The sequence below is a fragment of the Nocardioides mangrovi genome, from assembly GCF_020073815.1.
GTDB classification, from domain to species: Bacteria; Actinomycetota; Actinomycetes; order Propionibacteriales; family Nocardioidaceae; genus Nocardioides; species Nocardioides mangrovi.
Genome location: NZ_JAIQZJ010000008.1, coordinates 85,579 through 99,174, shown reverse-complemented (window position 1 = coordinate 99,174; position 13,596 = coordinate 85,579). Strand labels below are relative to the sequence as shown.

At 72.4% G+C, this 13,596-nt stretch carries 14 protein-coding genes; 3 read left to right on the top strand and 11 right to left on the bottom strand.

The window, feature by feature from the left end:
* The first annotated feature begins 6 nt into the window (after positions 1–6).
* Positions 7–561 (top strand): bacterial proteasome activator family protein, encoded by a 555-nt coding sequence (locus K8U61_RS14550; RefSeq protein ID WP_272491965.1) that lies wholly within the window; start codon positions 7–9, stop codon positions 559–561.
* Positions 562–691: 130 nt separating this feature from the next.
* On the opposite strand, the gene K8U61_RS14545 is transcribed toward K8U61_RS14550, so the two are convergent.
* From K8U61_RS14545 to serS, 5 genes are read right to left on the bottom strand one after another with little or no spacing between them, the layout of a single operon-like run.
* Positions 692–1,282, bottom strand: a complete 591-nt coding sequence (locus K8U61_RS14545; protein WP_224123759.1) for a hypothetical protein — start codon at positions 1,280–1,282, stop codon at positions 692–694.
* 18 nt (positions 1,283–1,300) lie between these two features.
* Positions 1,301–2,092, bottom strand: coding sequence for a Cof-type HAD-IIB family hydrolase (locus K8U61_RS14540; protein WP_224123758.1), 792 nt, complete (start codon positions 2,090–2,092; stop codon positions 1,301–1,303).
* Positions 2,089–2,583, bottom strand: coding sequence for a GNAT family N-acetyltransferase (locus K8U61_RS14535; RefSeq protein ID WP_224123757.1), 495 nt, complete (start codon positions 2,581–2,583; stop codon positions 2,089–2,091). The genes K8U61_RS14540 and K8U61_RS14535 overlap by 4 nt, the downstream gene beginning before the upstream one ends.
* A complete protein-coding gene (locus tag K8U61_RS14530; protein WP_224123756.1) occupies positions 2,580–3,404 on the bottom strand; it encodes an HAD family hydrolase in 825 nt (274 codons plus the stop codon). Before K8U61_RS14530 ends, K8U61_RS14535 begins: the two co-directional genes overlap by 4 nt.
* Positions 3,401–4,690, bottom strand: coding sequence for a serine--tRNA ligase (serS, locus tag K8U61_RS14525; protein ID WP_224123755.1), 1,290 nt, complete (start codon positions 4,688–4,690; stop codon positions 3,401–3,403). The genes K8U61_RS14530 and serS overlap by 4 nt, the downstream gene beginning before the upstream one ends.
* Positions 4,691–4,756: 66 nt before the next feature.
* Between serS and K8U61_RS14520 the strand changes: the two genes are divergently transcribed.
* Positions 4,757–6,328: a bifunctional phosphatase PAP2/diacylglycerol kinase family protein gene (locus K8U61_RS14520; RefSeq protein WP_224123754.1), complete on the top strand. Its 1,572-nt coding sequence runs from the start codon at positions 4,757–4,759 to the stop codon at positions 6,326–6,328.
* A 107-nt stretch (positions 6,329–6,435) separates the two neighbouring features.
* Here the strand turns inward: K8U61_RS14520 and K8U61_RS14515 are convergent, their stop codons facing one another.
* Positions 6,436–8,019, bottom strand: a complete 1,584-nt coding sequence (locus K8U61_RS14515) for an MFS transporter (protein WP_224123753.1) — start codon at positions 8,017–8,019, stop codon at positions 6,436–6,438.
* A gap of 96 nt (positions 8,020–8,115) precedes the next feature.
* Here K8U61_RS14515 and K8U61_RS14510 point away from each other — a divergent pair, with 96 nt between their 5' ends.
* Positions 8,116–9,003, top strand: a complete 888-nt coding sequence (locus K8U61_RS14510) for a MarR family winged helix-turn-helix transcriptional regulator (protein WP_224123752.1) — start codon at positions 8,116–8,118, stop codon at positions 9,001–9,003.
* A 1-nt stretch (position 9,004) separates the two neighbouring features.
* Here the strand turns inward: K8U61_RS14510 and K8U61_RS14505 are convergent, their stop codons facing one another.
* The 5 genes from K8U61_RS14505 to K8U61_RS14485 form a co-directional block, all read right to left on the bottom strand.
* A complete protein-coding gene (locus K8U61_RS14505; RefSeq protein ID WP_224123751.1) occupies positions 9,005–10,504 on the bottom strand; it encodes a high affinity choline transporter 1 in 1,500 nt (499 codons plus the stop codon).
* A 164-nt stretch (positions 10,505–10,668) separates the two neighbouring features.
* The gene (locus K8U61_RS14500; protein ID WP_224123942.1) at positions 10,669–11,304 is read right to left on the bottom strand and encodes a cyclase family protein; all 636 of its coding nucleotides are present in this window, start codon (positions 11,302–11,304) and stop codon (positions 10,669–10,671) included.
* Positions 11,304–12,017 (bottom strand): alpha/beta fold hydrolase, encoded by a 714-nt coding sequence (locus K8U61_RS14495; RefSeq protein WP_224123750.1) that lies wholly within the window; start codon positions 12,015–12,017, stop codon positions 11,304–11,306. The genes K8U61_RS14500 and K8U61_RS14495 overlap by 1 nt, the downstream gene beginning before the upstream one ends.
* A gap of 19 nt (positions 12,018–12,036) precedes the next feature.
* The gene (locus tag K8U61_RS14490; protein WP_224123749.1) at positions 12,037–12,870 is read right to left on the bottom strand and encodes an N-acyl homoserine lactonase family protein; all 834 of its coding nucleotides are present in this window, start codon (positions 12,868–12,870) and stop codon (positions 12,037–12,039) included.
* Positions 12,871–12,963: 93 nt separating this feature from the next.
* A complete protein-coding gene (locus tag K8U61_RS14485; protein WP_224123748.1) occupies positions 12,964–13,581 on the bottom strand; it encodes a TetR/AcrR family transcriptional regulator in 618 nt (205 codons plus the stop codon).
* Positions 13,582–13,596: the final 15 nt, after the last annotated feature.

Here is a 13,596-nt window from a genome sequence, read left to right as displayed (position 1 = left end):
GGCCCCATGAGCGAGGAGCAGCAGCAGGTCGTCGTGATCGGCCCGGACGGGCAGCCGATGGGGCTCGCCCCCGGGGCCGCCCAGGACAGCGAGGACGGTGAGGACGGCGAGCGCTCGGTCGCCGACCTGGTCGAGCAGCCGGCGAAGGTGATGCGGGTCGGCAGCATGATCCGGCAGCTGCTCGAGGAGGTCCGCTCCGCGCCGCTGGACGACGCCAGCCGGATCCGGCTCAAGGAGATCCACCAGGCCTCGATCAAGGAGCTCGAGGAGGGCCTCGCCCCCGAGCTGGTCGAGGAGCTGGAGCGGCTCTCGCTGCCCTTCACCGAGGACGCGACCCCCTCCGACGCCGAGCTCCGGATCGCGCAGGCGCAGCTGGTCGGCTGGCTCGAGGGCCTCTTCCACGGCATCCAGACCGCGATCTACGCCCAGCAGATGGCCGCCCGGGCGCAGTTCGAGCAGATCCGGCGCGGGCTGCCCGCCGGGCCGGGGATCCCCGGCGGCGGCGTACCCGACCAGCAGCCGGGTGCGGCCCCCGGCGACTCGGGCGGCATGTACCTCTGACGCCGAGTCGAGGGTTTCGGTCGGTCGAGTCGAGGGTTTCGGTCGGTCGAGTCGAGGGTTTCCGCCGTACGGCGCACGAAAGACCTCCACTCAACCCACGGAAGACCTCGACTCGACCCGCGGAAACCCTCTACTCGGCGGCGCGGCGTCCCCGCCAGGAGGCGAGCGCGAGGCCGAGCAGGCCGACGACCACCAGGGCGACGCCGGGCGCGGCGAGCCGCTGCAGGTCCACCGCGTCCTTCGCGACGAGGGTGAAGGTCGCCTGGGGCGGAGCGGGCGGCGTCGGCGAGTGGGGCGACCCGAGCATGTCCTCGACCTTCGCGACGTTCTTGGCGGTCACCGGCCCGGTGCCGTCGCCGCGGATCACGGTCAGCTGGTCGCCGTCGCGCTGGGCGAAGAAGAGGTAGTCGTCGCCGGACGTGCCGGTGAGGCCGCAGTCGACCGCGCTCGCGGGCGCCGAGACCTCAACCGAGGTGTCCGCGATCGAGCCCTTGTAGATCTGGTCGACGTCGACCTGCCAGATCGTGCGCCGGTCCTTCTTCCCGCCCTGCCGCCGGTGGTCGCCGAGCTCGCCGGTGAAGACGTCGGTGGCGCGCTTGGCGAGGGCCGAGGGTCCGCCGAGGGAGGGACACCGGGCGGCGGCGGGCCCGGCACCGAGCGTCACCAGCCCGGTCGCCGCGAGCAGGGCGGCGGCCACGGGGAGGAGGAGTCGGCGGATCACGGCGCCCATCTCAACAGATCACTGGTAAAACACACCAGCCAGGACCCGCGCGACGCCGTCCTCGTCGTTCGACGGCGCGGTGTGGGTGGCGGCCTCGAGCACGGTCGGGTGGGCGTTGGCCATGGCGTACGACGTGCCGGCCCAGGCGAGCATCGGGAGGTCGTTGGGCATGTCGCCGAAGGCCATCACCTCCTCGGCCGCGATCCCGAGGTCGGCGCACAGCAGCTCGAGGGTGGACGCCTTGGTCACGCCCGGCGCGCTGATCTCGAGCAGCGAGGTGGCCGAGGACCAGGTGATAACGAGACGACCGGCGACCACCTCCTCCGCGGCGTCCCAGAAGTCCTGGGGACCGAGCTCCTCGTGCCGGGCGAGCAGCTTGAGCGCGGGGGTGGTGAAGAGCTCCTCGATGCTCGCGCGCCGCGCGCCGTCGGGCACGGCGTGCCGTTCGAGGAACTCCGGCTCCAGGCCGATGCCGTCCAGGTGCTCGACGGCGTACGCCGTGCCGGGCAGCGCCTCGCGGAGCAGCCGGCACATCTCGAGGCCGAGCCCGGGGTCGATCGGGCGCTCGAGCGCCGGCCGGTGCCGGGCGACGTCCCACACCAGGGCGCCGTTGGAGACGACCGCCAGGCCGTGCTCGCCGACGTGCTCGAAGACCTCCTCGGTCCAGCGCAGCGGGCGGCCGGTCACGAACACCACCGGGACGCCGGCCTCCTCGACCTGCGCGAGCACCTCGGCGGTGTACGGCGACACGCTGCCGTCGCTGCGGACCAGCGTGCCGTCCAGGTCGGTCGCGACGAGTCGAGGGGTCACAGCGGTCGCGCCATGACCAGCTCGCCGTCCTCGTTGGCGCCGCGCAGCTCGGTGAAGCCGCACTTGGCGAGCACCCGGATGCTGGCCTTGTTGGTCGGCTCGACGCTGGCGCGGACGCGGACGCCGACCGTGTCGGTCTCGACGAGCAGCCCGGTGAGCGCCTCGGTGGCGAAGCCGTAGCCGTGCGCCTCGTCGACCAGGCCGTAGCCGACCTCGACCTCCGGGACGCCGTCGGCGGCCTCCTCGGGCGGGCCGAAGAAGCCGATCGAGCCGAGCGCCGTCACGCCGCGGACGATGTGTCGGGGCGCCCACGTGTCGCCCTCGCGCCACAGGGTCGCGGCGTCCGCGTCGTCGCGACGGGGGTAGGCGGGGTGCCAGCCCTCGCGGCTGGCGCCGGCCCGGATCGCGGCGACGTCGTCGGCGGTCCAGAGCGGCAGCCGGAGCCGCTCCGTCGTCACCATGACCGGCAGGGCCGATCGAGGGTGGCTCACGCCGGGAACCACTGCGAGAGCTCGGTGGCGAGCCCGTCCTCGTAGACGCTGCCGGTGACCGCGTCGGCGGCGTCCAGGACCTCCTGGATCGCCTGACCCATCGCCACGGAGCGGCCGGCCCACTCGAACATCTCGAGGTCGTTGCGGCCGTCGCCGACGGCGAGCGCGTCCGCGGGGTCGATGCCGAGCGCCTGTGCGACGTGGTCGAGCCCGGACGCCTTCGAGACCCCCACCGGGGCCAGGTCGAGCCAGGCCGTCCACCCGACCACGTAGTTGGTGCCGTGCAGGCCGAGCTCCTCGGCGAGGGCGACGAACTCGTCGGCGGTCGCCTCCGGGTCGCGGATGATCACGCGGCTGACCTCGGCGGAGAGGAGGTCCTCGACCTCCGTGACGATCATGTCGCCGGAGAGCTCACCCTCCGGGAAGGCGCGGCTCACGCGGTAGCCGACGCCGCGGTCCTCGACGGCCACGATCGCCGTCGGCTGCCGCTCCAGGATCGCCTCGACGGCGGGCCGGGCGTCGAAGGTCTCCTCGTGGACGACCTCGACGGGCGGGTAGCGGAAGACGACCGCGCCGTTGGACGCCACGATCCAGAGGCGCTCACGGCCCTCCTCGTGGAGCTCGAGCAGGTCGGCCACCCGGGTCATGCCGTGCGGCGACCGGCCGCTGGCGAGCACCACGTGGGCGCCGGCGGCGACGGCCCGGCGTACGGCGTCCTGGACCGCCGGCGCGACCTCCTCGTGGGTCATCCCGGCGCCCTCGACCCACTTGAGGATCGTGCCGTCGATGTCGAGGGCGACGAGCCGCGGCGTCCAGGTCACGGGGCGATCGGCTCCAGGACCTCGCGACCCATCCACTTCTGGAGGGCCTTCGGCACCCGGACCGAGCCGTCGGCCTGCTGGTGGGTCTCGAGGATCGCCACGATGGTGCGGGTCATCGCGCAGAGGGTGCCGTTGAGGGTCGAGATCGGCTTCACGCTCTGCCCACCCTCAGGGGCCTGGAACCGGCCGCGGGTGTCGAGCCGGCGGGTCTGGAACTCGGTGCAGTTGGAGGTCGAGGTGAGCTCGCGGTACTTGCCCTGCGTCGGGATCCACGCCTCGCAGTCGAACTTCCGGATCGCCGAGAGGCCGAGGTCGCCCGCGGCCACGTCGATGACCTGGTAGGCCAGCTCGAGCTTGTCGAGGAACTGCTTCTCCCACTCCAGCAGCCGCTGGTGCTCGGCGTACGACTCCTCGGTCGTGGTGTAGACGAACATCTCGACCTTGTCGAACCAGTGCACCCGGATGATGCCCTTGGTGTCCTTGCCGTGCGAGCCGGCCTCCTTGCGGAAGCAGGGGCTGAACGCGGCGTAGCGCAGCGGCAGCGAGCCGCCGTCGAGGATCTCGTCCGAGTGGTATGCCGCCATCGGGACCTCCGAGGTCCCGACGAGATACATGTCCTGGCCCTCGATGCGGTAGACGTCGTCGGCGGCCTGGCCGAGGAAGCCGGTGCCGTCCATCGCGCGCGGCTTGACCATCGACGGGGCGATGACCTGGGTGAAGCCGACCTCGCGGGCCTGCTCCATCGCGAGGTTGACCAGCGCGAGCTCCAGCTCGGCGCCGACGCCGGTGAGGAAGTAGAAGCGCGACCCCGAGACCTTGGCGCCCCGGTCGAGGTCGATCGCGCCGAGCATCCGGCCGAGCTCGATGTGGTCGCGCGGCTCGAAGCCCTCGGCGGCGAAGTCGCGCGGGGTGCCGACGGTCTCGAGGACCACGAAGTCGTCCTCGCCGCCGGCCGGCGTCTCGTCGGCGGCGAGGTTGGGGATGCTCATGATGGCGTCCTGCCAGGCGGCCTCGGCCTCGCCCTGCGCGGCCTCGAGCTCCTTGACCTCGGCGGCCAGCGCCCTGGTGCGGGCGAGCAGCTCCTGCTTCTCCTCGCCCTGGGCCTGGGCGACCTGCTTGCCGAGCTGCTTCTGCTCGGCCCGCCGCTCCTCGAACGACGCGATCGCCGTACGCCGCGCCTGGTCGGCGGACAGCGCGCGGTCCACGACCTCGTCGGACAGACCGCGCTTGGCCTGGGCGGCTCGCACGCGGTCGGGGTCGTCACGGAGGATGCGCGGGTCGATCATGCCGGCAAGGTTATCCGGGGCGGCGCGGGCGACGCCTCTCAGATAGCTCCGGGCATACTTCCGACCATGCTCGACCGACCTCGCGCCATCGTGCTCGCCTGGTCCGCCGTCTTCTTCGTGGCGTTCGGGCTGCTCACGCTCGCGGTCGTCCAGGACTGGGGACCGCTGGTCGACCTCGACAACCGCGGCCAGTCCTCGGAGGCGTGGGCGACCGACCAGCAGTGGCTCCACCACGTGCTCCGCGCGGTCGAGATCGCGTTCGGCACGTGGGCGATGACGGCGTACACCGTCGTGATCGCGGCGCTCCTCCTCCGCAAGCACCGGCGGGCGGCGTTCTACACCGTGGGCGTCATGGTCGCGACGGCGCTCGCGACCACCCTCGTCAAGCTCGCGGTCGGCCGCGACCGGCCGCCGTGGCAGAACCTCGAGGCGGTCCTCCACAACAACGCGTTCCCGTCGGGCCACGCGTCCGGGGCGACCGCTCTCGGCGGCATCGTCGTGGTGCTGGTCTCGATGCTGGTGCGCAAGCGCAGCATGCGACAGCTCGCGTACGCCGCGGTCGTCCTGGTCGTCGTGGTGGTCGGGCTCGACCGGGTGCTGCTCGGCCGTCACTACCCCTCCGACGTGGCCGGCGGGGTGCTGCTCGGGATCGGCTTCGTGCTGCTCGGCATCGCCGTCTACAACCCGTTGCCGCACAGCCACGCGGCCTCGATCTCACCGCTGCCCGAGGTCTACGTCTCGGAGAAGCAGCTGGCGGTCGTGCTCAACCCGATCAAGGTCGAGGACGTCGACCAGTTCAAGACCATCGTGACGGCGCTGGCCACGGAGTCGGGCTGGTCCACGCCGTCGTGGCACTACACGACCGTCGAGGACCCCGGCACCGGCATGGCCGAGGCGGCCTCGGTGTCCGGGGCCGACCTGGTGCTCGTCTGCGGCGGCGACGGCACCGTCCGGGAGGTCTGCGCGGAGCTCGCCGGCACCGGCATCCCGGTCGGGATCATCCCCGCCGGCACCGGCAACCTGCTGGCCCGCAACCTGGACATCCCGCTCTACCTGCGGGCCGCGATCGACGTCGCCCTGAACGGCCAGGACCGGGCGATCGACCTCGTCGAGGTGAGCGGCGACGGCTTCGAGGACACCCACTTCATGGTGATGGCCGGCATGGGCTTCGACGCCGCGATCATGGAGGGCGTCAACGAGGACATCAAGAAGCGGGTCGGCTGGCTCGCCTACGTGCTCTCCGCGCTCAAGTCGCTGATGTTCCCGGCGGTGAAGGTCGAGGTCTCCGTCGACGGCGGCGACTTCACCAAGCACCGAGCCCGGACCATCGTGGTCGGGAACGTGGGCTACCTCCAGGCCGGCATGCCGCTGCTTCCCGACGCCGCCATCGACGACGGCGTCCTCGACGTGGTGATGCTGCACCCGCGGAAGTTCCTGTCCTGGATCCCGCTCGCCTACCGGGTGCTGGCGCGTCGGCCGCGGACCGACGAGCTGGTCAACCGGATGACCGGTCACACCATCGTGGTCCGCGCCGCCGCCGACACCCCCCGCCAGCTGGACGGCGACTCCATCGGCCCCGGCAAGGAGCTGCGGATGACCTGCATCCACGGCCGCCTGCTGGTGCGGGTGCCGCGCTAGGCTCTGGGGCGGGTTTCCCCGGCCGCCCGGGGAAACCCGCCGACACGCCGCTCGATCGACGGCGTGTCGGCGGGTTCTGGCTGACGACCCCCTCAGACGGGGCGTCCTCAGACGGGGGCGTCCTCGGCGGCCGGGACGGCGGCCGGCGCCGGGGCGCCGTGGCGGATGAAGTCCTTGTCCCGGATCAGCACCAGGCACAGCACGCCCGAGGCGAAGGCGATGCAGGCCGCCACCAGGCCGATGTGGTTGAGCGCGTCGACGAAGGACGACACGGCGACCTGGGCGATCTCGGGTCGAACGTCGGCGGGCGCGGCCTGGAGGACGGCGTCGACCTGGCCGCCGGTGACGGCCTCGGAGATGCGGTCGGACTGGGCGGCCGCCGGCGTACCGGCCAGGCCGGAGGTGATGGCGTCGGCGACCTGGTGGCTGAAGATCGTGCCGAGGGTCGCGATGCCGGTGGCGATGCCGACCTGGCGGAAGGTCGAGTTCACGCCCGAGGCCATGCCGGCCCGGTCGGGGGTGACGACGCCGACGGCGGTCGAGGCGAGCGGCGGGTTGATCAGGCCGACCCCGACACCTCCGACGATCAGGCCCGGGATCAGGTGGGTCCACGACGAGTCGGTGTCGATGCCGATCATCAGGAGCAGGCCGACGCCGAGGATCAGGAAGCCCGGGCCGATCAGCCACCGCGGCGAGACGTGCTCGGTCAGCCGACCCGCGATCGCGGAGGTGACGAAGACCGCCGCAGAGAGGAAGAGCACCCGCACGCCCGTCTGGACGGCGGAGTAGCCGAGCACGTTCTGGAGGTAGATCACCAGGTAGGTCAGGAGCGAGAAGATCGACGCGGAGATGCCGAACGCCGCGATCAGGCCGCCAGTGAAGGTCGGCTTGCGCAGCAGCCCGAGGTCGAACATCGGGTGCTCCTGCACCAGCTGCGCGACGACGAACGCCGCGAGCAGCACGGCCGCGACGACGAACGACCAGACGACCGTCGAGTCGCCCCAGCTGGTGCGGCCGGCCTCGATCAGGCCGTAGACCATCGCGCCGAGGCCGATCGTGAAGGTGACGAAGCCGATCCAGTCCGGCCGGCCCGCGCGCGGGTCGTGCGACTCGCGGACCTTGCGGAGGGTGATGGCGAGCGCGACCAGGCAGATCGGGAGGTTGACGAAGAAGATCCACCGCCACGACAGACCGCTGACGAGCACGCCGCCGAGCACCGGGCCGATCGCCACGGCGACACCGGTGGTCGCCCCGAAGGCGCCGAACGCGACGCCGCGGTCGCGACCGGTGTACGCCGTCCCGAGGATCGCGAGGGCGGTCGCGAACATGGCCGCGCCGCCGATCCCCTGCGCGGCCCGCGCGTAGGTGAGGAAGCCGATGCTCGGCGCGGCGCCGCAGAGGACCGAGCCGAGGGTGAAGAGGACGGTGCCGATCACGAACACCCGGCGGCGTCCGTAGAGGTCGGCCAACGACCCGGCGGTGAGCAGCAGGGCCGCGAGGCTGAGCGCGTAGGCGTCGATGACCCACTGGAGGTCGGACAGCGAGGCGTCGAGGTCGCTCTGGATGTCGGGGAGGGCGACGTTCACGATCGTGACGTCGAGCAGCAGCATGAACACACCGGTGCAGACGGCCACGAGGGTCCACCACCTGCCCCGGTCGGTGCCCGGTACGGGCGTCGTCGTCTCGGCCATCATCAACCACCAAATCATCAAGGACTAAACGATTACCTGCAGTACGATACGCTGGTCGGGAGATTCGTCAAGTGCCTAACGATCAGGAGCCGAACGGTGGGGTTGCCCGAGCCGACCACGAGCCGTGAGCTCCTCCCGGCGCTCGCCGACGCGCCGGGACACCTGCTCTGGCGGGCCGCCGCCCGGGTCACCGCCGAGCTCGGCACCCGGCTGCCGGCCGGCGTCGACATCCACGCGTACGCCGCCCTCCTCGCCCTGGCCGGCGGGGCCACCCGCTCGCAGCAGGCGATCGCGGCGATGGTCGACGTCAGCCGCACCACGATGGTCCGGGTCGCCGCCGACCTCACCGAGCAGCGCCTGGTCGAGCGCGTCCGCAACCCCGACGACCGCCGCTCCTACGCGCTGACCCGGACGCCCGAGGGTGCCGCCGCCGCGCGCGGCTGGCGCCGGCACGCCGAGGACCTCGAGGACGCGCTGACCGCCGGCTTCACCCCCGCCGAGCGCGAGGACCTGCGCCGGCTGCTGCTCGGGATCGTCGCGGGCGAGCTGTCGCCGGACACTCCCGAGCCGCTGCTCGAGAGCCTCGGCTTCCTGATCACCCGGGCCCACCAGCGGATGCACCGTGCGTACGCCGCGGCGCTCGAGGCCCTGCGCATCGAGCCGCGCCACTTCGGCGTGCTGACCACGCTCACCTCACTCGGCCCGGTGCCGCAGGCCGAGCTCGGCCGTCAGCTCGGCGTGAGCGGTGCGAGCGTCGTCCAGATGGTCGACGACCTCGAGGCCCGCGGGCTGGTCGAGCGGCGCCGCCTGGAGACGGACCGACGGACCCAGGTCCTCCACCTGGTGCAGCCCGAGGCCGGCGAGGTGCTCGCCGAGGCGACGCGGATCGCCGAGTCGACCGCCGCCGAGCGCCTCGGCGGCATCGACGCCGCCCAGGCGCGGCGTCTCGTCCTGCTCCTGCAGCGCTTCGTCACCGCGCCCTGATTCACCCGGCCGGCGCGAGCTCCGGCTCCTCGGGGAGCGTCCGGTCGGCCAGCCGCAGCTCGGGCTCCTCGTCGGCATGCGGACGCGTCACCAGCGCGGTCAGCACGAACGCCGCGGTCCCGGCGGCCGCCGAGACCAGCGTCGCCCACCCGTCGAAGCCGGCCCCGACCAGGTCGTTGTCGACGTGGAAGAGGTCGTTCGGGACGCCGTACAGGGTCGGGGTGAGGGCGAGCAGCACCAGCCGGACGACCAGGCCGACACCCGCGCCGACCAGGGCCGCGGTCGAGGTGGCACGCTTCCAGAACAGCCCGATCAGGAACGGCGCCGCGAGGCACGCGAGCATCAGGTCGAAGGCGAGCGTCAGCAGGATGCCCGTCTGGCTCACCCGGATCGCGAAGACGATGCCCACGACCACGACCGGGATCATCGCCACCCGGGTCCAGCGCAGCAGCGGGTCGTGGTGACCCGGCTCGACGTCCCGGCGGACGCCCGCGATGTTGCGCACCGCCACCGCCGACGTGGCGAGGATCGCGCCCGAGGCGGTCGAGAAGGACGCGGCCACGATGCCGGAGAGCGAGAGGACCGCGAGCATCGTGGGCGCGTGCTCGTCGAGCAGCTGGTAGATGATCGGGGCGGGGTCGGAGGCCAGGCCGAGCTTGGCCACCGACGTCAGGGCGATCAGCGACCAGAGCACACCCACGATCGCCGTGGCCCCGGCGCCGACGAAGCACGCCCGCCGCGCGATCTCCGGCGTCCTGGCCGCGAAGATCCGCTGCATGAAGTCGATGGCGACCAGGTCGCCGATGCCCAACGACACCAGCGTGGCCCAGTTGATCGGCGCGCCCTGCGAGGAGTCGGTGAGCTGACCGAGGTCGAAGGGACCGAGCCCGTCGGGGATCGCGATGCCGTACTTCCCCGCCACCCAGCAGAAGAGCACGATCGTCGCGACGCCGGTGATGATCGCCTGGATGACCGCCGTGTAGGCGTCGGAGAAGAGACCCCCGCCGATCGTGTAGGCGAGCACCAGGCACACGGCGAGGACGACGCCGACGTCGTACGACATCCCGGTGAAGTACTCGACGAGGAAGCCCATCGCGACCAGGTTGCCGGCCAGCAGGATCGTGAAGGCGAAGATCATCAGGACCGACGCGACGACCTCCACCGGACGGTTGTAGCGCCGCGCGAAGAAGTCGCCGAGCGTGAAGAGCCCCATCCGGTTCATCGGCCTGGCGAGGAAGAGGCCGGCCAGGAGCAGGCAGATCGCCAGCCCGATCGCCAGCGACGCGCCCGCCCAGAAGCCGTACGCCGCGCTCAGGTCGGTGTTGCCGACCGTCGCGTTGCTGTCGACGGCGGAGGTGGTGAGCGCGACCGCGACGAGCGGGACACCGAGCTGACGCCCGGCGACGAGGTAGTTGGCGCTGTCGCCGTCGATCTTGCGGGCGACGGCGATGCCGACCACCAGCACGACCAGGACGGTCAGCGCGACACCGGTGATGATCATGGGTGCTCCTGGAGAGGTGCGCGGGGCGCGAGCGACTTTCGATCACTCGACAGATAGTGGGCACGATTCAGCCCGGCGCGTGTTACAGCGGCGCTGCCCCGCGGCGCACAATCTCGTTACACGCACGCCCTCCCCCGCGCACCGTCCCCGGCACCACTCACCGTTCACCGCTCGATGAGCACCGTCCTCGCGAAGGCGCCGTCGGCCCCCGCCAGCTTCGCGGGCAGGCAGACGAGCTCGTACTCGCCCGGCTCGACGTCGGTCAGGAGGGCGTTCTCCAGGATGATGACGCCGGCCGGCAGCAGCGCGTGGTGGACGTCCCAGGTGTCGGTGCGGGTGTGGCACTCGATGGTCAGGTAGTCGATGCCCAGCAGCCGGACGCCGTGCTCGATCGCCCACTCGGCGGCGGAGGGTCCGACGCCGACCCAGGCCGGGGCCCGCTCGGTGTCGTGGATCGGACCTGACGTGCCCGAGTTGGTCGTCTTGAGCAGGATCCGCTCGTGCCCGGCGGCGCCGGCCGCGAGGAGGTGGTCGGCGGTGATCTCGCCCTCGACGCCGGTCAGGTCCAGCACGACGGCGGGGCCGACCAGCGTCTCGAGGTCGATCTCGTCGACGGGTGTCGCGCCGGTGACGAAGTGGGCGGGGGCGTCGACGTGGGTGCCGGTGTGGGTGCCGAGGCGCCAGCGGGTGACGTTCGAGGCGTGACCGGCCTCGATCGACTCGACGACCTCGACCTCGGGCTTGCGCCCCCAGTGCAGCATGTCGGGGTGGATCGGCATGGTGATGTCGTGGACGCGCATCACGCGGTCACCGCCTCGACGGCCGCGGCCGCCTCCATGATCACGCGGGCGACGTGGTCGGGGTGCAGCCAGGGCGTCATGTGGGTGCCGGGCACCTCGGAGGTGGTCGCACCGGCGCGGGCCGCCATGCCCCGCTGGGCGACCGGCGGGATCGCCGGGTCGTCCGCGGCGACGACGTACCAGCTGGGGCGCAGCCGCCAGCCGGGCACCCCGGTCGGCTCGGTGAAGATCAGCTCGTTGCACACACGGGTCTCGCGCGGCCGGGCGCGGAGCTCGGGGGTGTGGTCCCACGACAGGACCGCGCGCGACTCCTCGGTGTCCTCGATCTCCCAGCTGCCGTCCTCGCCGATCACCTGGAACTGCGACATCGCCGCCGGTGGGTAGCTGTCGCAGATGGCGTCGATCGACTCGTCCTCGTCGGGCGCGAAGGCGGCGACGTACACCAGGGCCGCGACGCGGTCGTCACGCCCGACGTTGGTGATCACGGCCCCGCCGTAGGAGTGCCCGACGGCGACGACCCGGCCCGACGGGCCGGCCAGGTCGTCGAGCTCCGCCGTGGTGTGCGCGAGGTCGGCGGCGAGCGAGGTGAGCGGGTTGGTCACACAGCGGGTGCGGAAGCCGGCCTGCTGGAGCAGCGGCTCGACGTCCTGCCACGCGGCGGGGTCTCCGCCGGCGCCGTGGACGAGCAGGATGCCGGGGCGGTCGGTGGTCATGGGGTCCTCTCGAGGTTGATCAGGCGACGGTGTGCTCGCGCCAGCCCGGCCAGTCCGGGTCGTGGGCGGGCCAGACGGTGGTGCCTTCGGCGGCGTCGAGCTCGGCGAGCCGCTCGATGGCGCGCTGGGCGGCCGCGGCGTCCTCCGGGCGCTCCGTGCTGCCGCAGCGGGTGGGGCCGGTGACGTTGACGTGCAGGTCGGCGGCGTCGCAGGCGAGGACGATGCGCTGGCCGGGCAGGCTGACGGCGAAGGACTGGTGGCCCGGGGTGTGCCCGGCCGTGTCGAGCGCCCAGAGCCCGGGCGCCAGCTCGGTGTCGCCCTCGGCGAGGACGACGTCGAGACCGGAGCGCCGGAACTCCGACGGGTTGGCCGCGACGACCGCCCCGGTGGCGGCGTACTCCCACTCCGCCCGCTGGAGCAGGACGGGGATCCCGGGCGCGACGAGTCGCAGACCGCCGGTGTGGTCGAAGTGCACGTGCGAGATGCCGACGGCGCGCAGGTCGCGCCACGACAGGCCGAGGGCGGCGACCTGCTCGAGGAGCGGATCGCCGGGCGGGACGACCGGGTTGTAGCTCCCGTGCACGAACCGCGCGCGACGGATCGCGGGGTCGGCGAGCGCGTCGACGTCGAAGCCGCTGTCGAGCAGGACCCAGCCGTCGGCGTACACCACGACGGCCGCGGTCACCGGCTCGAGCAGGAACGTCGAGGCGGACCCGCCGTGCAGGGACAGCGACTCCGGGATGGGCTCCCACCCGAGGACCAGCGGGTGCATCCGCAGGGGCATGCCGTCGAGGTCGGCGACCGGTCCGTCCACCGGTCGCGGACGCGCCAGGGCGGAGACGAACCGGGACACGGCGAGACCTTTCTGTCGAGCGACAGATCAAGGAAAGTTGGATCCAATGTCATCCATGTTACATCCAATGGAGACTCGGATTAATCCTTCCGGTCAGTCCCTCCGGCCCGCTCCCACCAGCCGCAGGGCCGCGTCGGCGATGAACTCGGGCGTGTCCGCGGCGAGCTCCCCCTCGCGGCGCCGGCGCAGGATCACCGACTCGACCAGACCGAACACCAGGCTGGCCAGGGCGTCCGCCCCGCCCGGGTCCACCCCGGCCACGTCCGCGACCAGGTCCCGGTAGGCCGCGTAGAGGCGCTCTCGCTCGGCGTGGAAGGGCGCGAAGCGCTCGTCACCGAGCTCGGGCAGCAGGTAGAGCGAGCCCAGGTTGTGCTCGCCCTCGACCAGCAGTCGGACGTCGTACTCGCACAGCCGACGCAGGCGTGCCTGGGGCGGGTCGTCGGCGCCGGCCCCGGTGACCAGCGACGTGGCGAGCTCGACGGAGGGCTGCACCGTGTCCATGAGCAGGGCGAGCAGGATCGCGTGCTTGCCCGGGAAGTAGTGGTACATCGTGGCCTGCGAGATGCCGGCCGCCTGCGCGATCGCGTAGGTGCTGGTGCTGCCGTAGCCGACCTCGCAGAAGAGCTGCGCGGCGGCGCGGAGGATGTCCTGCTCGGTGGTCAGGCCCGAGGTCGACGGGCCCTTGGCCCGAGGCCGGCCCAGGCGTGGCATGCGGCGAAACTAGCA

Bases quoted from the DNA above. Each gene is read 5' to 3' on its own strand.
- K8U61_RS14520 (WP_224123754.1), top strand. From the start codon at position 4,757: ATGCTCGACCGACCTCGCGCCATCGTGCTCGCCTGGTCCGCCGTCTTC.
- K8U61_RS14505 (WP_224123751.1), bottom strand. From the start codon at position 10,504: ATGATCATCACCGGTGTCGCGCTGACCGTCCTGGTCGTGCTGGTGGTC.
- K8U61_RS14495 (WP_224123750.1), bottom strand. From the start codon at position 12,017: ATGACCACCGACCGCCCCGGCATCCTGCTCGTCCACGGCGCCGGCGGA.
- K8U61_RS14485 (WP_224123748.1), bottom strand. From the start codon at position 13,581: ATGCCACGCCTGGGCCGGCCTCGGGCCAAGGGCCCGTCGACCTCGGGC.
- K8U61_RS14500 (WP_224123942.1), bottom strand. From the start codon at position 11,304: ATGCGCGTCCACGACATCACCATGCCGATCCACCCCGACATGCTGCAC.
- serS (WP_224123755.1), bottom strand. From the start codon at position 4,690: ATGATCGACCCGCGCATCCTCCGTGACGACCCCGACCGCGTGCGAGCC.
- K8U61_RS14550 (WP_272491965.1), top strand. From the start codon at position 7: ATGAGCGAGGAGCAGCAGCAGGTCGTCGTGATCGGCCCGGACGGGCAG.
- K8U61_RS14515 (WP_224123753.1), bottom strand. From the start codon at position 8,019: ATGGCCGAGACGACGACGCCCGTACCGGGCACCGACCGGGGCAGGTGG.